Origin of the sequence: Rhizobium sp. G187 (assembly GCF_051549525.1) — a bacterium.
In the GTDB taxonomy this organism is placed as follows: domain Bacteria; phylum Pseudomonadota; class Alphaproteobacteria; order Rhizobiales; family Rhizobiaceae; genus Allorhizobium.
In genome coordinates, this window is the sequence record NZ_JBPUGM010000002.1 from 592233 (window position 1) to 615504 (window position 23272).

The window sequence follows — 23272 nt, forward strand, 5'->3', positions numbered from 1 at the left end:
CGGAATATCTGCAATCAATGGGGGAATGCATGTCGCAAACTGAGATCACCGCCAAGAGTGCCGGACAAGCCGCCACGGTCCGCACCTATGCCTTCCTTCTGTTCGGATTGTTGTTCTGGCCCTTGTTGATTGCGGCCCATGTTCGTGCGTCACGAAACAGGGCCTCCGCCGATCCGGTGGAGCGGAGCCATGCTGGCTTCCAGTATCAGACAACGACGGTCGCCCTGATTCTGGGCTGCGTCCTTTTTCTCGCATTTCTCGTGGTGGTCTTCGGTTTTCCGCCCGAAGAGGCCCTGGCCGCATCGCATTGGCGAATGCGCGGCATCCTGTTCTTCAATCTCGGCTATTGGGTGTCCCTATGGGCGGCGCTGCGCGCAGTTCGCGGTCTCTACCTAGCCGGGCTCGGAAAAGCGGTTCAGCGCCCGGCCGTCTGGACTCTGTGGGCGAAACCTGCCGATTGAGGCTCTGGCCCCACCTTATCCCCCCAGCCCCTGTTCGATCTCCGTCAGCGCCCGGTCCACATGGCCCTCGAACACCAGCGTTTCCTCCTCCGTGATGATCAGGATCTCAGGCGCGCCGCGCACCTTCACATGCAGCGATTGCTTCAGCCCCTCGTCGATCCCCCGTTGCAGGAGATCCATGAAGCGCGTGCCGGGCCCGGTGATGGCAATCGGCATCGTCTCTTCCGCCAGGCTCAACAGCCGCGACAGGCCCTCGCCAAGCGCCAGCCCCGCCTGACGAAAGGCATATTGCGAGGCGCGGTGGCCCTGTCTTGCGCGGCTCGCAATCTTTTCCATCTCGGCAAGCGGCACGAATTGCGCCGGAATCGTATCCGGCGGCACTTCAAACGCCATGCGCAGGATGCCGTAAAAGCCGGCGGAGGCCTCGATGCAGCCGTAAGCGCCGCAGCGGCAGAGCTTGCCGTCATCGGCATGCAGCATATGGCCGAAATTCGGCGCGCGCACATCAAGCTCGCCATGCCGGTCGCGCAGCGCCACCCCAAGCCCGATGGAATGGCTAAGCGAGAGCGTGGCAAGCGAGGCGAGCGGCACGCCGCGCGTCTTCTCCAGACGCGTCGCCAAGGCATGGGTCACAAGCAGGCTCTCGTTGAAGAGATGCACCCGCGCCTCGCCAAAACCGTGCAGTGCTGCTTCGAAATCGAGCGGCTCGTAGCCGAAGACCGGCGACCAGGACAGTCTCGCGCCCTCGCGGTCGGCCAGCCCCTTGCTGCTGATCGAAACGATGGAAATGGCGCTGGCCGGCAGGCGGGAGCGGGCAATCAGCCGGTTCAGCGCTGAGGTGAAACCCTCAAGAAACTGCCGAGCAGAGGCCGGCCCCTGATCACGGGCCTCCTCGATGCGGTCGATCATCGTGCCGCGAAAATCAGCCAGCGAATATTGCACGGCATGGGAGGAAATTCTGACAGCGATGACATGGGCGGCATCGGCCCGGCGGGCAAAGAGCACACGCGGTCGTCCGCGTCCGCCAGCGCTTGCCACTTCCCGCCGCTCGATCAAGCCGCCCTTTTCCAGCATGCCGGTGATGGCGGAAACGGTGGCAGACGAAAGCCCTGTTAAGGCTGAGATATCGGTATGCGCCAGCGGGCCGTCGCGCCGAAGCGCTTTCAGCACCAATCCATTGTTTTGCTGACGAACGGCCTCCGTGCTCGCTTTCGCGCCCGTCGTCATCGGGGGCTTTTCGCCCGGTTTGTTTTGATCCACCGCATGCTCCTCCCAAAGCATTTGGTCGCTGTCTTTTCAAGCACTCCTCAGCCCGTGTTGACAGCGTTCGAAACATCTGACAGTTATTTTCTCGACTGTCGAGAAAAACCATTGGACGGGGTTCCATGGGGCAGGGCAGTTTTCAGGCGGGGCGTCGGCAGGGAGGTACTTCCGGCGATCCGCTTTCACCTTGGGAGGTTACAAATGAAATCCGTTTTGAAGCTGATGGCAGCGACTGCCGTCATCGTGAGCCTGCATTCTGTCGCCAGCGCCGAAGGCCTGACGGTTGGCGTTTCCTGGTCGAACTTCCAGGAAGAGCGTTGGAAGACCGACGAAGCCGCCATCAAGGCAGCGCTTGAAGCCGCCGGCAACAAGTACATTTCCGCTGACGCTCAGACTTCGGCTGCCAAGCAGCTCACCGACATCGAAAGCCTGATCGCGCAGGGCGCAAACGCCCTCATCGTTCTGGCCCAGGATTCGGAAGCCATCGGCCCGGCCATCGAAAAGGCCACCGCTGAAGGCATTCCGGTCGTCGGTTACGACCGCCTGATCGAAAACCCGGATGCCTACTACATCACCTTCGACAACAAGGAAGTTGGCCGCATGCAGGCCCGCGAAGTGTTGAAAGCAAAGCCGGAAGGCAACTACGTCTTCATCAAGGGTGCCTCGACCGACCCGAACTCCGACTTCCTCTATTCCGGTCAGGTTGAAGTCCTGAAGGAAGCCATGGACGCCGGCAAGATCAAGAATGTCGGCGAAGCCTATACCGACGGCTGGAAGCCGGAAGCTGCCCAGAAGAACATGGAGCAGTTCCTGACCGCCAACAACAACAAGGTCGATGCAGTCGTATCGTCCAACGACGGCATGGCCGGCGGTGTTGTCGCAGCGCTCGAAGCCCAGGGTCTTGCCGGTTCCGTTCCGGTCTCCGGCCAGGACGGCGACAAGGCTGCTCTCAACCGCGTCGCTCTCGGCACGCAGACCGTGTCTGTCTGGAAGGACAGCCGCGAACTCGGCAAGAAGGCAGCTGAAATCGCCAACGAACTCGCAGCTGGCAAGGCCATGGGCGAAATCGAAGGCACGGTTAAGTTCTCCGGCGGCCCGAAGGGCACCGAAATGAACTCCTACTTCATCAACCCGCTGCCGATCACCAAGGAAAACCTCAACGTCGTCATCGACGCTGGCTGGATTTCCAAGGAAGAAGCCTGCCAGGGCGTGGCCGCTGGTTCGGTTGCTGCCTGCAACTGATCTGACCGGATAACGCACTTAAGAGCTTGAGCCGGAACGTCGCAGCCTTTGCGCTGCGGCGTTTCGACTGGTCGAAGGCAGGAATGTAAACCGGCAGGCCTTCAAGGCGCCGGTGGCTTTGCAGCAAGGCTTCAAAGTTTCGCAGACTTAAAAAAAATGCCTCGACCCGCAGGCCGGATCCATCCGGCAGCCCGACGCTTGACTGAAGCGTGGGCCTCGACCGCAAGCCGCACTACGACTGGGGAGACAAATCGTAATGGCCGATAACAGCATAGCCACGTCGTCGATGGGCGCGCGGGCATCCAATGTTTCAGCGGTAAAACGCTTCTTTCAAGCAACCGAGATCGACACCCGCCTGCTTGGCATGGTGATCGCGCTCGGCATCATCTGGGTCGGCTTCGACCTCCTGTCCGGAGGCCTGTTCCTCACCTCGCGCAACCTGTGGAACCTTTCGGTCCAGGCCGCCTCGGTGTCTGTCATGGCAACCGGCATGGTGCTGGTCATCGTGACCCGCAACATCGATCTGTCGGTTGGCTCCATTCTCGGCTTTGTCGGCATGATCATGGCGGTTCTTCAGGCGCGTATCCTGCCGCCGATCATCGGCTTTGAACATCCGATGATGTGGATCATCGCTCTCTCCGCCGGCATCGCGCTGGGTGCCGCCATCGGCGCCTTCCAGGGTGCCATCATCGCCTTCCTCGGCGTCCCCGCCTTCATCGTCACGCTGGGCGGTCTTCTCGTCTGGCGCGGTGCCGCCTGGCTCGTCACCTCGGGTGCAACCGTCGCCCCCATGGACACCACCTACCGCCTGATGGGCGGCGGTGCGGATGGCTCGATCGGCGTTACCGCCAGCTGGATCGTCGGCCTCGTCGCCTGCCTGATGATCGTGCTGTCGATCCTCAACACCCGCAAGCAGCGCCGCCGCTTCGGCTTTCCGCTGCGCCCGGTCTGGGCCGAATATTTCCTCGTCGCTGCCGGCTGCGCTGCCATTCTCGGCGCCGTCTATGTGGCCAACACCTATTACATGCCGGTCAACCTCGCCCGCAAATATGCGGAAGCCAATGGCATCGCCTGGCCGGAAGGTGGTCTGCAGATCGGTCTCGGCATTGCCGTTCCCGTTCTCATTGCCATCGGCATCGCCATGGTCATGGCCTTCATCACCAACCGCACCCGCTTCGGCCGCTATGTCTTCGCGATCGGCGGCAACCCTGAGGCCGCAGAACTCGCCGGCATCAAGGTGAAGTGGGTCACCGTCAAGATGTTCGCGCTGATGGGGGCACTCTGCGCCATCGCCGCCGCCATCTCGACCGCCCGCCTCAACGCCGCGACAAACGCCCAGGGCACGCTCGACGAGCTCTACACCATTGCGGCTGCCGTCATCGGCGGCACCTCGCTTGCCGGCGGCGTCGGCACCATCGCCGGTGCCATGCTCGGCGCCATCGTCATGCAATCACTGAATTCGGGCATGGTTCTGCTCGGTCTCGACACACCGCTCCAGAGCATCGTCATCGGTATCGTGCTCGTCGTCGCGGTCTGGCTCGACACCGTCTACCGCGCCCGTGCGAAGTAAGGGGAGTTGAACTCATGTCGGAAAATCGTACCCCCCTCGTGGAAATGCGCAACGTTTCCATCTCCTTCGGCGGCATTCACGCCGTCGATGATGCCTCGATCGATCTCTTCCCGGGTGAAGTCGTGGCCCTGCTCGGCCATAACGGTGCCGGCAAGTCGACCCTGATCAAGATCCTGTCGGGCGCCTACAAGCGCGACAACGGAGACATCCTGGTCCGTGGCGATTTCGCCGATATCAACAACCCGCGCGACGCCAAGAAATACGGCATCGAGACGATCTACCAGACGCTCGCCGTCGCCGATAACGTCGATGCCGCCGCCAACCTCTATCTCGGCCGCGAGCTGCGAACCGCCTGGGGCACGCTCGATGACGTCGCGATGGAAGCCAAGGCGCGTGAAGTCATGGGGCGCCTGAACCCCAACTTCCAGCGCTTCAAGGAGCCGGTGAAGGCGCTTTCCGGTGGTCAGCGCCAGTCGGTGGCGATCGCGCGTGCCATCCTCTTCGACGCCCAGATCCTGATCATGGACGAACCGACGGCCGCCTTGGGCCCGCAGGAAACCGCCCAGGTCGGCGAACTCATCCAGCAGCTGAAGAAGGACGGCATCGGCATCTTCCTGATCAGCCATGACATCCACGATGTCTTCGACCTCGCCGACCGCGTCTTCGTCATGAAGAACGGCCGCGTGGTGGGCCATGCCCGCACCGAAGACGTCACCAAGGACGAAGTGCTCGGCATGATCATCCTCGGCAAATGCCCCCCCGGCGCGATCCCGGGTCCGGGTGCCATGCAGACGGCCTGAGCATTGCGACAATGAATTGAGACAGGCGAGGGGGCGAAAGCTCCCTCGTTTGTTTTTGACGAAGGCGCGTCCGTATATTGGGGCCAGCTCGACCTTCTATCTGGCAGTTCAGTATGCCGAGCCGGACACTGTAAGAAACGATTTCAAGTCTGGCGCGGAGGCAAGTTCGGCTGATGGATGGCGTAAATATACGGTATGAAGCGTATTGAGCCCTAGCGCAGATGTTGCGCCAAAATACAAAATATATATAAAATTCAATAATTTAGGATTAAATCGAACATGCAGAAAGATGCGAGGTCTTCGCCGTTTATTCGTTATTTGAAATCTGCGGCAATGCTGACATTGACTGTGTACTTGGTTTTGGCGCTATTTTTTGGCAGTTTCTTCCAAGGTTTGAATATTGTCTTGGCATTCATACTCTGTTTTTCAGATGTATACCTTCTCGCTATCCCTGTCGGTGCATATGTCCTCGCTCGGAAATGCAGGTCGCTGGAGCAGCTGAAGTCGATACCCAAGTGGGCGGGCCCGTCCGTTGTGTTTGCGCTGTGGGTTGTTTTTTCGATCGTGCCGCTGAGCGTTTATGCGGAATGGTGGCTGAGTGAAGCGATCAAACAGTTTAAGCCTGATGAGATCAGCAAGGTCTCTTTCTACTCCTCGGTTCGTTTTGCTCAGCCTGTTGGGCTGAATTTTCATTATCACGCTGTCGCCCTGAAGGATTGTGTGGCTTACAATTGGAGTTACAGATCTATGTCGTTTTACGTTCTCCCGCCCGGCAGCGCCGTAAATGTCTTGCCATATCAATGGCGGGAGCGCTGCGATTTCGAAAAGACGAACCAGGCGGCACGATCCAAAGGATAAAAGTTACAGTGATCGGTCAGGTTCTGTCTGGTATCGAGCAGCCCCATCCTCTTCGAGGCCCAAACGGAATGAGCAGCTCGCGCATCGCATGGCCACCGATCACGGGACGTCCGAGCAACGGGGATGTTTCGAGTTTGAGCAGGTATCGCTCGATGGCCCTGCTAGCCTTGATCGCGGCCTTCGGCGATTACCGAGCGAGAAACTCGCGGCATCGCCCAATTCCGACCGCAGCCCGCTTTGTGATGATCAGTCGTGGCACTCCGACAGTGCCTTTTCATCCTTGGTTCCCCAGCTTTGCTGCCAGGCGCGCATCTCTGCCCCTGTCAGGTGCTGGCCATCGGCCTGATAGTCCGCCCACGACTGTTCTGCCTCGGCAAGAAACCAAGCCTTGGCGTCCCCACGCTCCAGATAGTCCCGAACGGCCTCCTGCAGCAGTTGATCTTCCGTGCAAGTGTGCAGTTCGCCAGATCTGCCAGCCGGGACTTCAATCCTTCGTCGAGGGTAAAGGGACGATTCATGCGGTCACCTGTCATCGGGATATCGTTGCGATCATATGGCAAACGCCGCCCGCTGTCGCCCCTCACGCCCCGCCGATCACCGCTCCCAGCGCTCCGCCCACCAGAAGCACGATGCCGATCAGGAAGGTGAGTGCCGCGCCCGGGCCGCGCTTTTTCGCATCGGCATAGTATTCCGCCGCGTAAAGCGCCCGCGCCGCCGTCCAGCCGAGGCCCAGCAGGCCGGCAAAGATATCCGAGACGTAAAAGCCGAAGATCCACAGCGAGGGCAGGAAGAGCACCAACTGCTCCACCGTGTTCTGCTGCACCCGGAACACCCGCTCGAAATCCGCGTTCCCGCTCGTCTTCGGCGCCTCGATGCGGAATTTCTTCCGTGCCTGGCCCACCTTCAGCAGAAACCAGCAATAGGTCACGAGGGCAGCAAAGGTGGCCAGTATGGTGAAGCGCATGAATTTTTCTCTTCGCGGTCGTCTATGGTTAAGACTTGATTGGTAGGCGAGGCATAAGCGTCAGACAAGCGGAGGCGGTCACGACCCGGTCATGATCTGAGCCGATCTTGTCGGGAGACGGCTTTTCCGCCATTGTTCTGAAATATGCTTTACCAAACCGAAATGGAAAACGACGGCACGCCATGAGCACCGAGCACTTCAAGTTTGGCCGCGCCTATGATCTGCACGAACTGGTCGCCGATGGCATCATCCATGGCATCGGTGTGGTCTTCGCGCTGATCGGCGCAACCGCCCTGATCTTTTATGCCACCGTCTATTCCGACTATGCCAATATCGCCGCCAGCTGGATCTATGGCCTGGGCCTGATCATCGCGCTCGGCGTCTCCTTCACCTACAATATGTGGCCGCATTCCAGGGTGAAGTGGATCCTGCGCCGCTTCGACCATTCGGCGATCTTCATCCTGATTGCCTCGACCTACACGCCCTTCCTCGTTCAGGGCGCGGAGCGGCCGATGATCCTGGCGCTCCTCATCGGGATCTGGTTGACCGCCATCATCGGCATCTGGCTGAAATTCCGCTTTCCCGGCCGCTATGATCGCCTTGCCATCCTGCTCTATCTCGGCATGGGCTGGAGCGGCGCGCTTGCCATGGGCCAGCTGTCGGAAATCATCCCGGGCGTGACGCTCACCCTCATCATCATCGGTGGCTGCATCTATTCCGCCGGTGTCATCTTCCACGTCTGGGAGCGCCTGCGCTTCCAGAATGCCATCTGGCACGCCTTTGTCGTCACCGCCTCGATCGTCCATTATTCGGCAGTCTTCACGGCGATCAGCCTGGGCTGAGAACGGGCTTCGGCCCGGCCCTCCGGCAATCTTGGGCCTGTCCTGAGGCGCGGCAAACGAAAACGAGCGGCCGCTTCCGCCGCCGCTCGCGCCGTTCGTCACGAACCGTTTGGCTCAGGCCGCCGGGGCGGCTTCCAACTTGGCCGCCTCTTCCTTGGCGATCTGCTTGGCGGTGCCGCCGGCGCCGATCCGAAGACCCACCAGCGTAACCGGGTAGGCGAGCAGCAAGCCGAAAGCGATGAAGACCAGCGCCGCACCGACCGCGCCGATGCCGATCTCATCCACCAGGCTGTTGATGTCGGCCATCTCCACGCCGCCGGCCGCGATGATCAGAACGAACATCAGCACGCCAAGAAGGATGCTGGTCAGTGACATGAAGAAGGCAAGCCCGAGCGACATCGGCCAGCTGGGCCGGCCGCGCAGCTGCAGGGCAACATAATTGCCGGCCGTTGTGGCGCTGCCGATCAGCACGGCGACATTGGCGGCGCGAAACAGGTCTTCGCTCCAGCCAAGGCTCTCGGCCACCAGCATCAGAATGAACATCAGCACCTGCAGGCCGATCAGGGTCGCGGAATAGCGGATCAGGAGACCAGGGAGAAGAGCAAACATCGACACGCTTCCTTTGCGGTTTCAATCAATTTCGCGCTGCTCATGAAGGATTTTTGTGTCCAGCGAAGTGGCGCAGATCACAGTCCAGGCGGCGATGCCGGCGGCTGCGCCCTGCGGTCGGCGCGCCGCTTAGCCCTCACCATCCAGCCGGCGCCAAGCCGGAAGGCCGGCAGCGTCACGATCGCGCCGGCAACAAGCGCCGTGGCGGTGTTCACCATCACCAGGCTGAGGATTGTCAGGCCAAGCGCTTCGATCAGCGTCGCGATACCGCCGCCCGACACCATCTCCGTCGCGATGATCAAGGAGAGAATGCCGATGTTCCAGACAAGCCCGAGTGCCACCAGCACCGCCGACACCGCCAGACTTTCGCGCCCGTCCGGCATGCGCTTTCGTTCCGCCGCAAAATGGCTGCCCGCATAGGCCGCACTTGCCATGGCAGCCGCCACCTGCATGGCAAGACCGATCGTCCTGTCCGCCGATGCCACTTCCATCACGGCCATCATGATCAGTTCACAGCCGAAAAGGGCAAGCAGATAGTGCCAGATGAGGCTGGGGAAGACGGGGCGCATGGGCGGCTTTCGGGTGCGGTGCGGCTTGCAATGCGCCAAGAGATGGCGGATTTCTGGAGGCTAGCGCAGTGGCGCCGGTCACACTGCGTGCCTGTGACGCCGCTGCGGCCTTCCGCCTCTCCGCCGTCCACCCGCCTCGACCGCATCATCTGCCAGGGCGCCCGCCCATTTTCGTCCATCCGGGCTGCCGTGCCCCATCGCCTGCGAGTACCAGCCATGACCACAGACTTCATCATCCGCGATGCCACTGAAGCCGATCTTCCTGCTGTCCTTGAGATCTACAATCATGCGGTCGCAGAAACGACGGCGATCTGGAACGAGATCCTGGTTGATCTCGACAATCGCCGCGCCTGGCTCGAGGCCCGCCGCGCCCGTGGCTTCCCCGTCTTGATCGCCGATGTCGGCGGCGTGGTCGCCGGCTACGCCTCCTATGGCGACTGGCGCGCCTTCGACGGCTTCCGCCATTCGGTGGAACACTCCGTCTATGTCGAAAAGAACCACCATGGCCGTGGCCTTGGCCGCGCCTTGATGCAGGCGCTGATCGAGGAGGCGAGGGCAGGCAACATCCACGTCATGATCGCCGCCATCGAGGCCGGCAATCAGGGCTCCATCGCGCTCCACGAAAAACTCGGCTTCCGCCTCGTCGGCACCCACCGCGAAGTCGGCCAAAAATTCGGCCGCTGGCTGGATCTGACGATGATGGAATTGCAGGTGTAAGATTTGGCCTGCGCCTTCCCTTTGCCACCTCCTTCAGGAGGGGAGGTTGCCAGGAACGCGCAGGCAAGGCTGAAGCGGGCACAAGGTGCGGAGCCACCAGACGGTCAGCCCTCATCCTGAGGTGGGAGCGATAGCGACCCTCGAAGGACGGGGGCGGGTGGGGGCTTGGGCGCACGATCCTTCGAGGCCTGCTGGCGCAGGCTCCTCAGGATGAGGGGCGGCCAGCGCGGTGCCCCCGTCCTGAGGTCCCCAGTCTCCGTTAAAGCAGCTTCAACAGCGCCTTGGCCGCCTCTTCCGAAGAGGCCGGGTTCTGACCCGTCACCAGCTTGCCGTCGGTCACCACATAGACGCCCCAATCGGCACCCTTTTCATAAAGCCCGCCGCGCTCCTTCAGCATGTCTTCCACCAGGAAGGGCACGACCTTGGTGAGGCCGACAGCCTCTTCTTCGGAATTGGTGAAGCCCGCCACCTTGCGGCCTGCAACCAGCGGCTTGCCATCCTTGCCCTTCACATGGCGCAACACGCCGGGCGCGTGACAGACGGCAGCAACCGGCTTGTCCTTGGCGGCAAAATCCTCGATCAGCGCAATGCTGTCCTTGTCTTCGGCAAGATCCCAAAGGGGACCGTGGCCGCCGGGATAAAACACCGCGTCGAAATCGGCCGGATCGATATGCGACAGGGCCGTGGTCGAGGCCAGCAGCTGCTGTGCCGTCTGATCGGCCTTGAAGCGGTCGGTGGCTTCCGTCTGCGCATCCGGCTCATCGCTCTTCGGGTCCAGCGGCGGCTGGCCGCCCTTCGGCGAGGCAAGCGTGATCTCGGCACCCGCATCCTTCAGCACGTAATAGGGGGCGGCAAACTCCTCCAGCCAGAAGCCGGTCTTCTTGCCGGTATCGCCAAGCTTGTCATGCGATGTCAGAACCATAAGAATTTTCATGGTGTTATGTCCTTTTCCTTGGGTGTTCGGAGGCAAATCATGCCCATCTCTCGGGAGGCCTCGCCCTTCGGGGCCCGGCCGCGCCGGGCCCCTCGGGATGAGGGAAAACATTGGTGTATCGAACGGCAGACGCCCTCATCGTAAGGTGCCCTCGCGATAGCGACGGCCTCGCAGGATCCCGCCCGCCCCGCCAACCACCGCAAAAGAGCGTAGACCCCCGTCAGGCATCCGGCCCGACGCGGATCACCCGCTTGCCAAAACCTTCGCCCCGCAGGAGGCCGATAAAGGCCCGCGGTGCCTGTTCCAGCCCGTCGATCATCTCTTCGCGATACTGGATACGGCCCGCCTCCACCCAGCCCGCCATTTCCTTGGCAAAGTCAGGATAAAGATGGCCGAAATCGTCGAAGACGATAAAGCCGCGCACGGTGATGCGCTTCTTCAGGAACATGCCCATCAGCCAGCCCAGGCGGTCCGGACCATCGGGAAGCGACGTTGCATTGTACTGCGCAATCAGTCCGCAGAGCGGGATACGGGCGCGGGCGTTGAGAAGGGGGGCGACGGCATCGAAAACCTTGCCGCCGACATTCTCGAAATAGATGTCGATGCCATCGGGCACCGCTGCCTTCAGGCTTTCGGCAAAACCATCGGCCTTGTAATCGATGCAGGCGTCAAAGCCGAGCACATCCACCGCATGGGCGCATTTCTCCGGCCCGCCGGCAATGCCGACGACGGTGAGCCCCAGGATCTTGCCGATCTGTCCGACGGTCGCGCCCACAGGGCCCGTCGCGCCGCCCACAACCAGCGTCTCGCCCGCCTTCGGCTGCCCGATCTCCTTCAGCCCCGCCCAGGCCGTCAGCCCCGGCATGCCGGTGACGCCAAGCGCCCAGGACGGGTGCCTCGGCTCCGCGCCAAGCGGCGTCACACCCCGGCCGTCGGAGAGCGCATAATCCTGCCAGCCGGAAAATCCGACCACCCAGTCGCCCGGCTCGAAACCTGCAAGCTTCGATGAAACCACCCGCGACACCGTGCCACCCACCATGGTCTGGCCGATCTCGACCGGCGCCGCATAAGACGGCGCATCGCTCATTCGCCCGCGCATATAGGGGTCGAGCGACAGGAACACGGTGCGCAGCAGCATCTGCCCGTCGCCAGGCTCAGGAATGTCGCCCGTTTCCAGTCGCAACGTCTGATCCGTCGGTTCGCCCTTAGGGCGCTCGGCAAGCACAAAACGGCGATTGGTGGTGTTTGATTGGGCCATGGATGGTCTCCTGAGCTAAGGGGCGTGTCTCACGGACCCGTTTCGCGGGTCCAGGGCTGCCCGAACGGCAAACCAACGGCGCCGCATCTCGGCAGCGCCCGTTCTCAGCCAGTCAACGGCAGCCGTGATCCATTGTTCCATGCCATTCTGTCACGCCCGTGACGGGGAGGGAGGTCACGCGGCGCGACGCGCTCAGGTGCAAGATCGTGCACCGGGGATGAAGGAGGGCAGGGGGTGAGGCTAACGTCGCTCGCCGACTTCCTCTTCTCCCCAGCGGGGAGAAGGTGGCGCGCAAGCGCCGGATGAGGGGGAGCGAAGCAGGGGCACAGTCAGGTACAACAAACGCCGTGCCCCACCACCCCCTCACCCTGCCTCCGCTCGGCCTCCCTCTCCCCGTGGGGGAGAGGAGGTGACGCGGGCGTCGCGATAGCCGCCCGCGCCCCCAACCTCACCGCGAATAGGCCAGGATCACCTCCAGAAACGCCTCCCCATAGCGCTCCAGCTTCGATTGGCCGATGCCGGAAATGCCGAGCATCTCATCCTCGTCCATCGGCCGTTCGGTGGCCAGCGCAATCAGCGTCGTGTCGGGGAAGATCACGTAAGGCGGCACGGCCTGTTCGCGGGCAAGCTCCATGCGGCGGGCGCGCAGCGCCTCGAAGAGTTCCTGATCCGCCTGATCAAGCCCTGCCTTGGCCTGTGCCGTGCGTGAGGAGGAAGCCCCGCGAGCGGCCTTGCCCGTCGTCGGCCGGTCCTTGCGGAAGCGCACCTCCACCTCGCGCTTGAACACGGCGCGCGCCGTCTCTTCCAGCTTCAGCGCACCAAAGGCGGTGTGGTCAACGCGCACGTAACCGGCGGCCAGCAGCTGGCGAAACACCGATTGCCAGGTCTTTGCGGATAAATCCTTGCCCGCCCCGAAGACCGGCATGTCCGTATGGCCGAAGCGGATGGTCTTGTCGTTCTCGGTGCCCAGCAGCACATCGATCAGATGCCCGGTGCCGAAGCGTTCGCCGGTGCGATAGATCGCCGCCAGCGCCTTGATCGCCGCATCCAGCCCGTCCCAGGTTTCGACGGGTTTCAGGCAGGTGTCGCAATTGCCGCATTGGCCGGCGTGGCTTTCGCCGAAATGCTTGAGAATGGCCTGCCGCCGGCAGCCCGGCGTCTCGCAGATGGCGAGGAGCGCATTGAGCTTCGCCCGCTCCACCCGCTTGATCTCGTCGGATGCGCCGCCTTCGTCGATCATCCGCCCGCGCTGGATGACATCGGCCATCCCATAGGCCATCCAGACATCCGACGGCAGGCCGTCTCTGCCGGCACGCCCCGTCTCCTGGTAATAGGCCTCGACGGAGCCCGGCAGATCGAGATGCGCGACGTAACGCACATTGGGTTTGTCGATGCCCATGCCGAAGGCGACCGTCGCCACAAGGCAGAGCTCTTCCTCTTTCAGAAACGCATCCTGATTGGCGTCGCGCACCGCCCGGTCCATGCCGGCGTGATAGGGGAGCGACCGGATGCCTTGCGTCTCCAGCCATTCGGCGGTCTCCTCCACCTTGGCGCGGGAGAGGCAATAGACAATGCCGCTCGATCCCTTGTGGCGCGAAAGAAACCGCAAGAGCTGCTGGCGCGGCTGGTCGCGCTCGACAATCTCATAGGCAATGTTCGGCCGGTCGAAGGAGGTGGTGAAAACCTCTGCATCGTGAAGCCCCAGCCGATCGATGATGTCGTCCCGCGTATGCGGATCGGCCGTCGCCGTCAGCGCCATGCGCGGCACGCCGGGAAAGAGCGAGGTCAGCTTGCCCAGCTCGCGATACTCAGGCCGGAAGTCATGCCCCCATTGCGACACGCAATGCGCCTCATCAATGGCAAAAAGCGCGATCTCCACCCCTTGCATCATCTCGACGAAACCCGGCGTCGCGCAGCGCTCCGGCGTCACATAGAGAAAGTCGAGTTCGCCACGGGACAATGCTCTGCGGATCTCGACATACTCTTCCTTGGACAAGGTGGAATTCAGCGCCGCCGCCCGGATCCCCAACCCTTTCAGCGCCTGCACCTGATCGCGCATCAGCGCAATCAGCGGCGAGACGATCACGCCCACACCCCTGCGGCACAGCGCCGGCACCTGGAAGCAGAGCGATTTGCCAGCCCCGGTCGGAAACAGCACCACGGCATCGCCGCCCGACACGACATGATCCACCACCGCCTGCTGCTTGCCGCGAAAAGCGGAATAGCCATAGACGCGCTTTAAAACGGCAAGCGGGGTGCCCGTGGCCTCTGCGGCAAAAAGCGGATCGGTGAGGGAATGAGTCGGCATGATCAAGGGGTTTAGCCGAGCGGGCAGGGGATGGCGATAGGGGAACTTGTCTTGTGATGTTTTCCGATCTAATATCGGATCGATCGGTTCAATATTAGATCAACTCTGCGCATCAAGAATAGGGCGGGCGCAATCATGGCCAGGCTGCAGCTTCAAAGTGCCGTGCGCAACCCGTTGAACACCATCTTCGGCGTTGATGCCAATGTTGCAGTCTTGCGCGAACTGGTGCGCCATGGCGGCGCGCTGGCAAGCGCTGAGATCGTCGCCCGGTCTGGCGCGTCGAAGAGCAGTGTCCGGCTCGGCCTGATCGCACTTGCAGCCTTCGGCCTGGTGACGTCCGAGGGGACGCGGACCACGCGTCTGCACCGCTTCAACCGCGACAACTGCCTCGGTCCCGCAATCGAGGCCCTGTTCCAGGCGGAGGCCCAACGCTATGCGCTGATCCTGGAAGCGATCCGGGAGGCCGCTGCCGGCCAGACATCGGAAATCCTCAGCCTTTGCCTCTATGGCAGCGTCGCAGAGGGCCATGATCGCCCCGATAGCGACCTCGACATTCTCGTCGTTGTCGGCCGGTCTGACATCGAGACCGTCCTGCAGTCCGTGCGCGAAAATCTGCGTGAACCGGCAGAGCGCCTGGGCTTTGTTCCCAATGTCCTCGGCCTCTCCAGTGCTGATCTCGAAAGGCTCAAGCGGGAGCGTGATCCCTGGTGGCAGGGTGTGGAGGACAATGTCGTCGTGCTCTCAGGGCGGCACCCGGATGGTCTAACCCGGACGAAGGCGGGATAGGGTTATGGTCAGGACAGGGCCATCAAAGAAGAAGGATGCCGCTTACGCGTCCGCCCGATTGAAGATCGCCAGAGGCTTTCTGAAGGAGGCGCGCAACAGCGCGGCCTTTGCCGATCCCGGCGATTTCGGCAATGCGACCATGTCGACCGTCATCAACTGCGCCATCGCCTATGCCGACGCCCTGACGGCAAAGTTCAAGGGCGAGATCAATCAGGGTGACCATCAGGCCGTGGTGAAGCTTCTGCGTGCTGCCTTTGGCAAGGAACTGCCTGCGAAGCAGGAGGCCAATCTGAGAAGTCTCCTTGAGCAGAAGGATGAGGTGCAGTACGGCGCGCGTCTCATGCTGCGCGCGGAAGCGGATCGCTCTCTGGAGCGCCTTGAGGAATTTGCCGCCTGGGCCGAAGAGATGTTCGCCCGCTGATCGCCGAAGGCTGTGCCCCTCTCAGCGGCGCTGCCCCACACCCACCCCAGCGAAACCCTGTGCAAACCGCGCAAAGCGCCCCTGCCACGGCTTGCATCGCCCGTCCACCACTGCTCCTCATCACCGTCTCCCAACGGTCAGGATCCTCCCCCGCATGTCTTCCAGCGCCACACCGCTCAAACTCTATCTTGCCGGCCCCGAAGTCTTCCTTCCCGATGCCCGCGCCATCCTCGATGCCAAGGCGGCGCTGACGCGAACCTATGGCTTCGAGCCCATCTGCCCCGGCGATCTCGTCATTCCGCCGGCACCGACCAAACACCAGTTCGGCCTCAACATCTCCGAGGTCGACGAGGGCTTCATGAATGCCGCCGATGGTGTGATTGCCAATCTCACCCCCTTTCGCGGCATCGCCGCCGATCCGGGCACGGTCTTCGAACTTGGCTATATGTGCGGCGCCGGCAAGCGCGTCGCCTGCTACACCAATGTCGCCGCCAGCCATTATGACCGCAGCGCCGGCTTCTACAACGGCAAGGTCCACATCGCCGAAGACGGCCGAAAGCGCGCGCCCGATGGCACCATGCTGGAGGATTTCGAAATGATCGAAAACCTCATGCTGCATGGCGGCGTCACCCGCCGCGGCGGCCCCGTGGCCGTCCATGATGCAGCGCCCGATCGTCTCTGGACCGATCTGACCGGATTCGAGCAATGCTTGAAGGCGCTCGCAGAAGGGAAGTGAAATCAACGGCTTGTGCCGGGCAGTTGAGGTGACCGCTGGCGCTGCGTCCACAGATCAGCCCTCATCCTGAGGTGGGAGCGCAAGCTCCCCTCGAAGGGCGAGGGCGGTGGCTTGCAGGGTTGGCTGACGCTGGAATCGGCGGGGTAGCTGTGGCCTCGGTCCTTCGAGGCCTGCTTTCGCAGGCACCTCAGGATGAGGGGTGATGTGGGCATCTGGGGAAGCCGGCGTCACCATCAAAATTGGCCCGCGGCGGAGCATACCGGTTAGCCCCATCTTGAGGTGGGGCGGCTCAGCGGTCGGCTCTTATCCGGAGGTCGCTCGGCACACCGATCAGCCCTCATCCTGAGGTGGGAGCGCAAGCTCCCCTCGAAGGACGAGGGCGGGTGGCATCACACCGTTTCACCCCCTCACTCGATCGGCGTAAACACCATCGAATGCCCGTTGATGCAGTAGCGCAAGCCGGTCGGCTTCGGCCCATCCGGAAACACGTGGCCGAGATGGCCGCCGCAATTGGCGCAGCGGATTTCGGTGCGCACCATGCCGAAGGCCGTGTCGCGGTGCTCGGTCACGGCGTCAGGCTTCACCGGCTCGAAATAGCTCGGCCAGCCGCAGCCGGCGTCGAACTTTGTGTCGGAGACAAAGAGCGGTTCGTTGCAGGCCGCACAGCTGTAGAGGCCCTTGTCGAAGTTGTCCCAGTAGGGGCCGGTAAAGGCGCGCTCGGTGCCGTGCTCGCGCAAGATCCGGTATTGCTCCGGCGTCAGCTGCTCGCGCCATTCCTCGTCGGTCTTCACCAGTTTCGATTGCGGCGCGGTGGCGGATCGGGTCAAAGTCATGGGGGTCTCCTCAAGCGCTTGGAGCATTTCCAGCCGGAGCGGGATCGCTTCGGCGTCGGACAATGCGGCAAAATCAAAACGATAGAGCATTCCAGCGAGCCTGTGTTCATCGGAATGCTCTGTCAGGCCAAGCATTGCCTGGCCGGTCTTGCACTATAGATAGGGCGGCACCGGCGCTCCTGCAATTGCGCGGGAAAGCCTTCGGCTTGGGCGCCGGTCCAGCCGCTTCACCCATTCCTGATATACATGGGGAAAACACGGCAAACCTCGGCCTGACGCGTCCGTGAACTGCTTTTTGTTCGTTTTTGCTTGAGACGACGCATCCCATGTCCTAACACCGACCCACCTTGTGTCACCACCGAGTATCACCACCGATCGCATGATCCGACGGGGAGGTTGAATGCCTGTATTAGCGAGCGATCTGACCTGGGTCGCCATGGTGCTGCCCTTTGCTGCAGCCCTGCTTGCACCCTGGTTGACCCGTCGCATGGGCGCCAATGCCGCCTGGCTTCTGGCGCTCGCCCCCTTGCTCGCCTTCCTCCATTTCGCCGGTCTCTTGCCCGAGATTGCGGCTGGCGGCCGCGTCACCGGCGGTTATGCCTGGGTGCCCAGCCTCAATCTCTCCTTCTCCTGGTTGCTCGATGGCCTGTCGCTCACCTTCGCGCTGTTGATCACCGGCATCGGCACGCTGATCGTGCTTTACGCCGGCGGTTACATGAAGGGCCATCCTGAGCAGGGGCGTTTCATCGCCTATATCCTGCTCTTCATGGGCGCCATGCTCGGCGTCGTCGTCTCCGATGGCCTGTTGATGCTCTTCGTCTTCTGGGAGCTGACCTCGATCACCTCCTTCCTCTTGATCGGGTTTGACCACAGCCGCGAAGCCGCGCGTCGTGCCGCCCTGCAGGCGCTGGTGGTCACCGGCGGCGGCGGTCTGATCCTGCTTGCCGGCATCTTCTTCCTGTGGAACATCACCGGCGTCAGCCAGCTGTCGCTGCTGCTGCTCACCGGCGATACCCTGCGCGAAAGCCCGTTTTATCTGGCAGCGCTCTTCCTCGTGCTCGGCGGCGCCTTCACCAAGTCGGCCCAGTTCCCCTTCCATTTCTGGCTGCCCAACGCCATGGAAGCGCCAACGCCCGTCTCCGCCTATCTGCATTCCGCCACCATGGTCAAAGCCGGCGTCTATCTGCTGATGCGGCTCAATCCGGTGATGGGCGCGACACCCGCCTGGGAGATCCTGCTGCCCTTCTTCGGCGGTTTGACGCTGCTTGTCGGCGCGGTCATGGCGGTCCGCCAGACAGATCTGAAGCTGATGCTCGCCTATACCACGGTCGCCTCGCTTGGCCTGCTCGTCATGCTGACCGGCTTCGATACGCCCTATGCGGTCGAGGCGGCGGTCCTCTATCTCGTTGCCCATTCGCTGTTCAAGGGCGCGCTCTTCATGGTCGCCGGTGCCATCGATCATGAAACCGGCACTCGCGACGTGACCCGGCTCGGCGGTCTCAGAAAGCTGATGCCGATCACCTTTGCCGCAGCCCTGTTGGCCGGCATTTCCATGGCCGGCCTACCGCCGCTCTTCGGCTTCCTTGCCAAGGAAGAGATCTATGCAGCGCTTGCCGGTTCAAGCCCCCGCGCCATCCTCTTCACCGGCATTGCCGTCATCGGCAATGCGTTGATGTTCGTCATCGCCTTTGCCGTCGGTCTGAAGCCCTTCATCGGGGCGGAGACGCAGACGCCGAAACACGCCCATGAGGGCCCGATCCTGCTCTGGCTCGGCCCCTTGACGCTCGCCGTCCTGTCGCTCGCCGCAGCACTGTTCTCGTCCGTCGCCCATCGCTTCATCTCGTCCCCCATGGCAAGCGTCGTGCATGGCGAGCCGCAGGTCGTCACCATCAGCCTCATCCCGCATCTCGGCGCGGCGCTCGCCTTGTCGGTGCTGACGGTCATCCTCGGCACCGTTCTCTATCTCGGCCTCGACCGGCTGCGCGCGACCATTGATCGTTTCGTCACCGCGCTGGGTTTGAGCCCGGACCGCGGCTTCGACCATGCCGTCTCCGGCCTCGTGCGCCTGTCGGTCGCCGTCACCCGTTTCGTCCAGAACGGCCGGCTGGAAGTCTACATCACCTCCACCTTCATCCTCGTCGCCGCCGTTCTGCTGGTCACGCCCGTCGTTTATGGCGAACTGCCCGCCATGCCCTCCTGGCCGAAAAATGCCTCGCTGCATGAACTGGCCATGCTCGCCATTGCCGTCATCGGCGTCATCGCCGTGCTCACCGCCCGCGACCGGCTGACGGCCATTGTCTGCCTCGGCATCCAGGGCTTCGCCATGGCCGTGCTCTTCCTGCTCTATGGCGCGCCGGATCTCTCCTTCACCCAGTTCATGGTCGAAACCCTGTCGGTCGTCATCCTGGCCCTGGTCATGACCCGTCTGCGCCTGACGCTTGCCGATCACCGGCCGCCCATCGCAGCACTGCTGGATGCGGTGCTTGCCATCGCCTGCGGCATCGGCTTTGCCGTCATGTTGGTGGCCGTGACATCGGGGCCCTTTGATCCGGCGCTCACCGTCTTCTTCTCGGAATACTCGAAGGTCATCGCCCACGGCGCCAATGTCGTGAACGTCATCATCGTCGATTTCCGCGGCGTGGATACGCTCGGCGAAATCGGTGTGGTGATGATCACGGGCCTGTCGATCCTGGCGCTGATCCGCATCCGCGTCGCGCCGCCGTCACCCGCTGGCGCATCCCTGGGCGAAGCTGCGCCGTTCAACGCGCCGTCGAAGAAAAAGGGCAAGGCCCGATGAACACTCTGATCTTCCGCAGTTTTGCGCCTTTCCTCACGGCCCTGATGTTGCTCTTCTCGATCTTCGTGCTCTTGCGCGGCCATAACGAGCCCGGCGGTGGCTTCATCGGCGGGCTGATCGCAGCCTCCGCCTTTGCCATTTACGGCATCGCCTTCGGGGTGCGGGCCGTCCGCCGCGCGCTTTATGTCCACCCCATGTCGATTGCCGGCTGCGGGCTTCTGATCTCCACGCTGTCGGGCTTCATCTCCGCCCCGCTGGGTTATCCCTTCATGACCGGCATCTGGGTCTATCCGACGCTCTTCGGCGTCGAAGTGCCGCTCGCCACCGTCGTCTCCTTCGATGTCGGGGTCTATCTCGTCGTGCTCGGCTCGTTCACCTCGATCGCGCTGGCGCTCGAAGAAAGGGACGACGCCTGATGGAACCGATCTTCGCCCTCGTCGTCGGCATCTTCTTTGCTGCCGCCATCTATCTCATGCTGTCGAAAAAGGTGATCCGCATCCTGCTCGGCGTGGTCCTGCTCGGCAATGCGGTCAACATGCTGATCTTCACCACCGGCCGGCTGACGGCCGAAATCCCGCCGATCATCCCCGCCGGTGCCGATACCCTGGCTCCGACCGCCGCCAATCCGCTGCCGCAAGCCCTGATCCTCACGGCCATCGTCATCTCCTTTTCCTTCTTCTGCTTCCTGCTGGTCCTCACCTGGCGCGCCTATCAGGACCTCGGCACCGACGACAGCGACGAAATGCGCGTCGCCGAACCGGCAGACGAACCGCTGCCGCCGATGGGGTATTGAGCATGATCGCCTTCGCATATCCGGGAGGTCGTGCCTGATGGCTGCACCCGCCACCACATCAGTCGATTTCACCGCAGCGCTTGTCACCGCCCCGGCAACGGCCGCCGATTGGCTGGCCATCATGCCGGTCGGGCTCTGCATTGCCGCCGGCGCCATCCTGATGATGATCCGCCACCGCATGAACTGGCATCCGCCGGTCGCGATAACGGCCCTTGCCCTTCTGGTGCTGAACAATGTCGCCCTTCTCATCAAGGTCGGCACGGATGGGCCGCTGACCATGATGATGGGCCGCTGGCTGCCCCCCTTCGGCATCGCCATCACCGTGGATTTGACCGGGGCGCTCTTTGCGCTGGCGGCTGCCATCGTCGCCCTGGCTTCAGCGCTCTATGCCCATGTCGAGATTGACCGCAGCGGCCGCCGCTATGGTTTTTATCCGCTTCTGATGATGCTGATGGCCGGCGTCTCCGGCGCCTTCCTCACCGGCGATATCTTCAACCTCTATGTCTGGTTCGAGGTCCTGCTGATCTCCTCCTTCGGCCTCCTGATCCTCGGTTCGGAGCGCGAGCAGATTGACGGGGCGCTGAAATATGCGGTGCTGAACCTGATTGCGACGACGCTCTTCCTGATCGCGGTCGCCTATCTCTATGGCATCTTCGGCACGCTCAACATGGCCGATATCGCCCGCAAGGCGTCAACCTATGCCGAGACCGCGCCGCTGGTCACGCTGTCGGCCCTGTTCGTGCTCGCCTTCTCGATGAAGGCGGCAGCCTTCCCGGTCAATTTCTGGCTGCCGGCCTCCTATCACACGCCCCGCACCGTGGTCTCGGCGCTGTTTGCCGGCCTGCTGACCAAGGTCGGCGTCTATGCCCTGCTGCGCGTCATGGTCATGCTGCTGCCGGTCGAGCGCGAAACGCTGAGCTTTGCCATTGCCGTCACCGCCGGCCTCACCCTGGTCCTCGGGGCCATGGGGGCGCTGGCCCAGAATGACATCCGCCGCATGCTCGGCTTTGTCGTGATTGCCGGCATCGGCAATATGATGGTCGGCATCGCCATCGGCGGCGAAATGGCGGTGGGGGCGGCGATTTTCTACGCCCTGCATTCCATCCTCCTGATGACCGCGCTCTATCTCGTCGCTGGTGAGGTCGCCCGCATCGGCGGCAGCTTCCGGCTGGATCGGGTCGCGGGCCTCTGGACGGCAGCCCCGCTGTTTTCGGCAGTGGCGCTTGGCCTCTTCTTCGCCGCAAGCGGCCTGCCGCCTTTTTCCGGCTTCTGGCCGAAGGCGCTGCTGGTCAAGGCGGCCATCGATATCGGCGCCTGGTGGCTGGCAGCCTGCGTGCTGATCTCCGGCTTTCTCACCACGCTTGCCTTCGGTCGCGTGTTCCTCTTCGCCTTCTGGCGCCCGTCGGCGGGTGAGGGTGCTGCCGCGCTGCCACCAATCGATGCCACTCAGACCAGCTGGCGCATGGCGCCGATCCTGCTTCTATCCGCCTTCGTCATCTGGTTCGGCCTCTTTCCCGAAAGCCTGATTGCCGCCACCCAGCAGGCGGCGGCCGGCCTGTCGGATCCGACGGCCTATATCCGCTCCGTCTTTCCGGGAGGTGCGCCATGAGCCTTTATGCCCTCAGCGTTCTGATGGCGGTGATCTGGGCCGTGGTCAGCGGCGGCTTCAGCCTGCACAATCTGCTTTTCGGCTTCGTGCTCTCGCTGTTGACGCTCAGCATCCTGCGCAGTCAGTTCGAAGGGGCAGGCCGCCCCGGCCGCACGCGCCGCATCCTGTCCTTGATCCTGCTCTTCCTCGTCGAGCTGGCCAAATCCGCCTGGAAGGTCGCGCACCTCGTGCTCCGGCCCAATCTCGAGATAAAGCCTGGCATCTTTGCCTATCCGCTGCAGGTGAAGACCGATTTCGAAATCGCGCTTCTCGCCAATCTCATCACGCTCACGCCAGGAACCCTGTCGGTCGATGTCTCCGAGGATCGCTCGACGCTTTACGTGCACGGCATTGATTGCGGTGATGTCGAAGCCGCGCGGCGCGATATTGCCGAAGGTTTCGAGAAGAAGATCATGGAGGCCTTCGCAAGATGACACCGGATCGGATCATTGATTTCGCAAGCAACTTCGCCATCCTCATCCTTGTGGTGGCCATGTTGCTCACCGTCTGGCGCGCCGTGGTCGGCCCGACGCTGCCCGACCGGGTCGTGGCGCTCGACATGCTGGTCGGCATCGTCATCGGCTTCATCGCCGTGATCGCGCTGAAGACCGGATATACGCTCTATATCGATATCGCCATTTCACTGGGCCTGGTCGGCTTCCTCGCCACGGTTGCCTTTGCCCGCTTCATCCTGGCCCGTGGCCGGGTGGGCGAAGACCAGCCGGGCAGGGCCGAATCGGCGGCCAGCGGCCAGATCCTGAAGCGTGAAGCGTCGAAACCCGTGTCGAAGCAGAAATCCGCCGGCAAGACCGGCAAGCCAGCCGGCAAAACAGCCGGCAAGACAGCCGGCAAGGAGGCATGAG

Annotated in this window: 24 protein-coding genes; 16 read left to right on the forward strand and 8 right to left on the reverse strand. The window is 62.6% G+C overall.

Annotated features, from left to right (window positions below):
- The first annotated feature begins 29 nt into the window (after window positions 1-29).
- Window positions 30-461 carry a hypothetical protein gene (locus tag ACSV9I_RS07710; protein ID WP_438328201.1) on the forward strand — a complete coding sequence of 144 codons (432 nt, stop codon included), beginning with the start codon at window positions 30-32 and terminating at the stop codon, window positions 459-461.
- 15 nt (window positions 462-476) lie between these two features.
- On the opposite strand, the gene ACSV9I_RS07715 is transcribed toward ACSV9I_RS07710, so the two are convergent.
- Window positions 477-1688 carry an ROK family protein gene (locus tag ACSV9I_RS07715; RefSeq protein WP_438328542.1) on the reverse strand — a complete coding sequence of 404 codons (1212 nt, stop codon included), beginning with the start codon at window positions 1686-1688 and terminating at the stop codon, window positions 477-479.
- 237 nt (window positions 1689-1925) lie between these two features.
- Between ACSV9I_RS07715 and xylF the strand changes: the two genes are divergently transcribed.
- The 4 genes from xylF (at window position 1926) to ACSV9I_RS07735 (ending at window position 6194) form a co-directional block, all read left to right on the forward strand.
- Window positions 1926-2966, forward strand: coding sequence for a D-xylose ABC transporter substrate-binding protein (gene xylF / locus ACSV9I_RS07720; protein ID WP_438328202.1), 1041 nt, complete (start codon window positions 1926-1928; stop codon window positions 2964-2966).
- Window positions 2967-3222: 256 nt separating this feature from the next.
- A complete protein-coding gene (locus ACSV9I_RS07725) occupies window positions 3223-4536 on the forward strand; it encodes a sugar ABC transporter permease (RefSeq protein ID WP_054156788.1) in 1314 nt (437 codons plus the stop codon).
- A gap of 14 nt (window positions 4537-4550) precedes the next feature.
- Window positions 4551-5336 (forward strand): ATP-binding cassette domain-containing protein, encoded by a 786-nt coding sequence (locus ACSV9I_RS07730; protein ID WP_438328203.1) that lies wholly within the window; start codon window positions 4551-4553, stop codon window positions 5334-5336.
- Window positions 5337-5615: 279 nt separating this feature from the next.
- The gene (locus ACSV9I_RS07735; protein WP_438328205.1) at window positions 5616-6194 is read left to right on the forward strand and encodes a hypothetical protein; all 579 of its coding nucleotides are present in this window, start codon (window positions 5616-5618) and stop codon (window positions 6192-6194) included.
- 580 nt (window positions 6195-6774) lie between these two features.
- On the opposite strand, the gene ACSV9I_RS07740 is transcribed toward ACSV9I_RS07735, so the two are convergent.
- The gene (locus ACSV9I_RS07740) at window positions 6775-7158 is read right to left on the reverse strand and encodes an MAPEG family protein (protein ID WP_438328206.1); all 384 of its coding nucleotides are present in this window, start codon (window positions 7156-7158) and stop codon (window positions 6775-6777) included.
- Between the two features lie 182 nt (window positions 7159-7340).
- On the opposite strand from ACSV9I_RS07740, the gene trhA reads away from it, so the two are divergent.
- Window positions 7341-8000 carry a PAQR family membrane homeostasis protein TrhA gene (trhA, locus tag ACSV9I_RS07745; RefSeq protein ID WP_438328207.1) on the forward strand — a complete coding sequence of 220 codons (660 nt, stop codon included), beginning with the start codon at window positions 7341-7343 and terminating at the stop codon, window positions 7998-8000.
- 114 nt (window positions 8001-8114) lie between these two features.
- Here trhA and ACSV9I_RS07750 read toward each other — a convergent pair whose 3' ends face one another.
- Both ACSV9I_RS07750 and ACSV9I_RS07755 read right to left on the reverse strand, forming a co-directional pair.
- Window positions 8115-8609 (reverse strand): hypothetical protein, encoded by a 495-nt coding sequence (locus ACSV9I_RS07750; RefSeq protein WP_438328208.1) that lies wholly within the window; start codon window positions 8607-8609, stop codon window positions 8115-8117.
- A gap of 77 nt (window positions 8610-8686) precedes the next feature.
- Window positions 8687-9178 carry an ABZJ_00895 family protein gene (locus tag ACSV9I_RS07755; RefSeq protein ID WP_438328209.1) on the reverse strand — a complete coding sequence of 164 codons (492 nt, stop codon included), beginning with the start codon at window positions 9176-9178 and terminating at the stop codon, window positions 8687-8689.
- Between the two features lie 216 nt (window positions 9179-9394).
- Here ACSV9I_RS07755 and ACSV9I_RS07760 point away from each other — a divergent pair, with 216 nt between their 5' ends.
- Window positions 9395-9895: an N-acetyltransferase family protein gene (locus tag ACSV9I_RS07760; protein WP_438328210.1), complete on the forward strand. Its 501-nt coding sequence runs from the start codon at window positions 9395-9397 to the stop codon at window positions 9893-9895.
- A gap of 259 nt (window positions 9896-10154) precedes the next feature.
- Here ACSV9I_RS07760 and ACSV9I_RS07765 read toward each other — a convergent pair whose 3' ends face one another.
- The 3 genes from ACSV9I_RS07765 to recQ form a co-directional block, all read right to left on the reverse strand.
- Window positions 10155-10829 carry a type 1 glutamine amidotransferase domain-containing protein gene (locus ACSV9I_RS07765; RefSeq protein ID WP_054158929.1) on the reverse strand — a complete coding sequence of 225 codons (675 nt, stop codon included), beginning with the start codon at window positions 10827-10829 and terminating at the stop codon, window positions 10155-10157.
- Between the two features lie 220 nt (window positions 10830-11049).
- Window positions 11050-12087, reverse strand: a complete 1038-nt coding sequence (locus ACSV9I_RS07770; RefSeq protein ID WP_438328211.1) for an NADP-dependent oxidoreductase — start codon at window positions 12085-12087, stop codon at window positions 11050-11052.
- Window positions 12088-12535: 448 nt separating this feature from the next.
- The gene (gene recQ, locus ACSV9I_RS07775) at window positions 12536-14395 is read right to left on the reverse strand and encodes a DNA helicase RecQ (protein WP_438328212.1); all 1860 of its coding nucleotides are present in this window, start codon (window positions 14393-14395) and stop codon (window positions 12536-12538) included.
- A gap of 135 nt (window positions 14396-14530) precedes the next feature.
- Between recQ and ACSV9I_RS07780 the strand changes: the two genes are divergently transcribed.
- From ACSV9I_RS07780 to ACSV9I_RS07790, 3 genes are all read left to right on the forward strand, one after another.
- Window positions 14531-15181: a nucleotidyltransferase domain-containing protein gene (locus ACSV9I_RS07780; protein ID WP_438328213.1), complete on the forward strand. Its 651-nt coding sequence runs from the start codon at window positions 14531-14533 to the stop codon at window positions 15179-15181.
- 4 nt (window positions 15182-15185) lie between these two features.
- Complete coding sequence (locus tag ACSV9I_RS07785) at window positions 15186-15602, forward strand: hypothetical protein (RefSeq protein ID WP_438328214.1); 417 nt, start codon at window positions 15186-15188, stop codon at window positions 15600-15602.
- A gap of 154 nt (window positions 15603-15756) precedes the next feature.
- The gene (locus ACSV9I_RS07790; protein ID WP_438328215.1) at window positions 15757-16338 is read left to right on the forward strand and encodes a nucleoside 2-deoxyribosyltransferase; all 582 of its coding nucleotides are present in this window, start codon (window positions 15757-15759) and stop codon (window positions 16336-16338) included.
- A 407-nt stretch (window positions 16339-16745) separates the two neighbouring features.
- Here the strand turns inward: ACSV9I_RS07790 and msrB are convergent, their stop codons facing one another.
- Entirely contained in the window at window positions 16746-17171 is a 426-nt protein-coding gene (gene msrB, locus ACSV9I_RS07795; protein WP_438328216.1) for a peptide-methionine (R)-S-oxide reductase MsrB, read from the reverse strand.
- A 400-nt stretch (window positions 17172-17571) separates the two neighbouring features.
- Here msrB and ACSV9I_RS07800 point away from each other — a divergent pair, with 400 nt between their 5' ends.
- The 6 genes from ACSV9I_RS07800 to ACSV9I_RS07825 are packed head-to-tail and all read left to right on the forward strand — an operon-like array spanning window position 17572 to window position 23271.
- Window positions 17572-19968 carry a putative monovalent cation/H+ antiporter subunit A gene (locus ACSV9I_RS07800; protein ID WP_438328217.1) on the forward strand — a complete coding sequence of 799 codons (2397 nt, stop codon included), beginning with the start codon at window positions 17572-17574 and terminating at the stop codon, window positions 19966-19968.
- A complete protein-coding gene (locus ACSV9I_RS07805; protein ID WP_054159601.1) occupies window positions 19965-20384 on the forward strand; it encodes a Na+/H+ antiporter subunit B in 420 nt (139 codons plus the stop codon). The genes ACSV9I_RS07800 and ACSV9I_RS07805 overlap by 4 nt, the downstream gene beginning before the upstream one ends.
- Window positions 20384-20761, forward strand: coding sequence for a Na+/H+ antiporter subunit C (locus ACSV9I_RS07810; RefSeq protein ID WP_438328218.1), 378 nt, complete (start codon window positions 20384-20386; stop codon window positions 20759-20761). Before ACSV9I_RS07805 ends, ACSV9I_RS07810 begins: the two co-directional genes overlap by 1 nt.
- 37 nt (window positions 20762-20798) lie before the next feature.
- Window positions 20799-22370: a Na+/H+ antiporter subunit D gene (locus ACSV9I_RS07815; protein WP_438328220.1), complete on the forward strand. Its 1572-nt coding sequence runs from the start codon at window positions 20799-20801 to the stop codon at window positions 22368-22370.
- A complete protein-coding gene (locus ACSV9I_RS07820) occupies window positions 22367-22843 on the forward strand; it encodes a Na+/H+ antiporter subunit E (protein ID WP_438328222.1) in 477 nt (158 codons plus the stop codon). Before ACSV9I_RS07815 ends, ACSV9I_RS07820 begins: the two co-directional genes overlap by 4 nt.
- Window positions 22840-23271, forward strand: coding sequence for a cation:proton antiporter (locus ACSV9I_RS07825; RefSeq protein WP_438328224.1), 432 nt, complete (start codon window positions 22840-22842; stop codon window positions 23269-23271). Before ACSV9I_RS07820 ends, ACSV9I_RS07825 begins: the two co-directional genes overlap by 4 nt.
- Window position 23272 lies beyond the last annotated feature (1 nt).

Excerpts from the sequence above, each read along its gene's own strand:
- ACSV9I_RS07735 (WP_438328205.1), top strand. The coding sequence starts at position 5,616 with ATGCAGAAAGATGCGAGGTCTTCGCCGTTTATTCGTTATTTGAAATCT.
- xylF (WP_438328202.1), top strand. The coding sequence starts at position 1,926 with ATGAAATCCGTTTTGAAGCTGATGGCAGCGACTGCCGTCATCGTGAGC.
- ACSV9I_RS07815 (WP_438328220.1), top strand. The coding sequence starts at position 20,799 with ATGGCTGCACCCGCCACCACATCAGTCGATTTCACCGCAGCGCTTGTC.
- trhA (WP_438328207.1), top strand. The coding sequence starts at position 7,341 with ATGAGCACCGAGCACTTCAAGTTTGGCCGCGCCTATGATCTGCACGAA.
- ACSV9I_RS07755 (WP_438328209.1), bottom strand. The coding sequence starts at position 9,178 with ATGCGCCCCGTCTTCCCCAGCCTCATCTGGCACTATCTGCTTGCCCTT.
- ACSV9I_RS07710 (WP_438328201.1), top strand. The coding sequence starts at position 30 with ATGTCGCAAACTGAGATCACCGCCAAGAGTGCCGGACAAGCCGCCACG.
- ACSV9I_RS07725 (WP_054156788.1), top strand. The coding sequence starts at position 3,223 with ATGGCCGATAACAGCATAGCCACGTCGTCGATGGGCGCGCGGGCATCC.
- ACSV9I_RS07715 (WP_438328542.1), bottom strand. The coding sequence starts at position 1,688 with ATGACGACGGGCGCGAAAGCGAGCACGGAGGCCGTTCGTCAGCAAAAC.
- ACSV9I_RS07825 (WP_438328224.1), top strand. The coding sequence starts at position 22,840 with ATGACACCGGATCGGATCATTGATTTCGCAAGCAACTTCGCCATCCTC.
- ACSV9I_RS07765 (WP_054158929.1), bottom strand. The coding sequence starts at position 10,829 with ATGAAAATTCTTATGGTTCTGACATCGCATGACAAGCTTGGCGATACC.
- ACSV9I_RS07780 (WP_438328213.1), top strand. The coding sequence starts at position 14,531 with ATGGCCAGGCTGCAGCTTCAAAGTGCCGTGCGCAACCCGTTGAACACC.
- msrB (WP_438328216.1), bottom strand. The coding sequence starts at position 17,171 with ATGACTTTGACCCGATCCGCCACCGCGCCGCAATCGAAACTGGTGAAG.
- ACSV9I_RS07810 (WP_438328218.1), top strand. The coding sequence starts at position 20,384 with ATGGAACCGATCTTCGCCCTCGTCGTCGGCATCTTCTTTGCTGCCGCC.
- ACSV9I_RS07820 (WP_438328222.1), top strand. The coding sequence starts at position 22,367 with ATGAGCCTTTATGCCCTCAGCGTTCTGATGGCGGTGATCTGGGCCGTG.
- ACSV9I_RS07800 (WP_438328217.1), top strand. The coding sequence starts at position 17,572 with ATGCCTGTATTAGCGAGCGATCTGACCTGGGTCGCCATGGTGCTGCCC.
- ACSV9I_RS07740 (WP_438328206.1), bottom strand. The coding sequence starts at position 7,158 with ATGCGCTTCACCATACTGGCCACCTTTGCTGCCCTCGTGACCTATTGC.
- ACSV9I_RS07760 (WP_438328210.1), top strand. The coding sequence starts at position 9,395 with ATGACCACAGACTTCATCATCCGCGATGCCACTGAAGCCGATCTTCCT.
- ACSV9I_RS07730 (WP_438328203.1), top strand. The coding sequence starts at position 4,551 with ATGTCGGAAAATCGTACCCCCCTCGTGGAAATGCGCAACGTTTCCATC.
- ACSV9I_RS07770 (WP_438328211.1), bottom strand. The coding sequence starts at position 12,087 with ATGGCCCAATCAAACACCACCAATCGCCGTTTTGTGCTTGCCGAGCGC.
- ACSV9I_RS07785 (WP_438328214.1), top strand. The coding sequence starts at position 15,186 with ATGGTCAGGACAGGGCCATCAAAGAAGAAGGATGCCGCTTACGCGTCC.
- recQ (WP_438328212.1), bottom strand. The coding sequence starts at position 14,395 with ATGCCGACTCATTCCCTCACCGATCCGCTTTTTGCCGCAGAGGCCACG.
- ACSV9I_RS07790 (WP_438328215.1), top strand. The coding sequence starts at position 15,757 with ATGTCTTCCAGCGCCACACCGCTCAAACTCTATCTTGCCGGCCCCGAA.
- ACSV9I_RS07805 (WP_054159601.1), top strand. The coding sequence starts at position 19,965 with ATGAACACTCTGATCTTCCGCAGTTTTGCGCCTTTCCTCACGGCCCTG.
- ACSV9I_RS07750 (WP_438328208.1), bottom strand. The coding sequence starts at position 8,609 with ATGTTTGCTCTTCTCCCTGGTCTCCTGATCCGCTATTCCGCGACCCTG.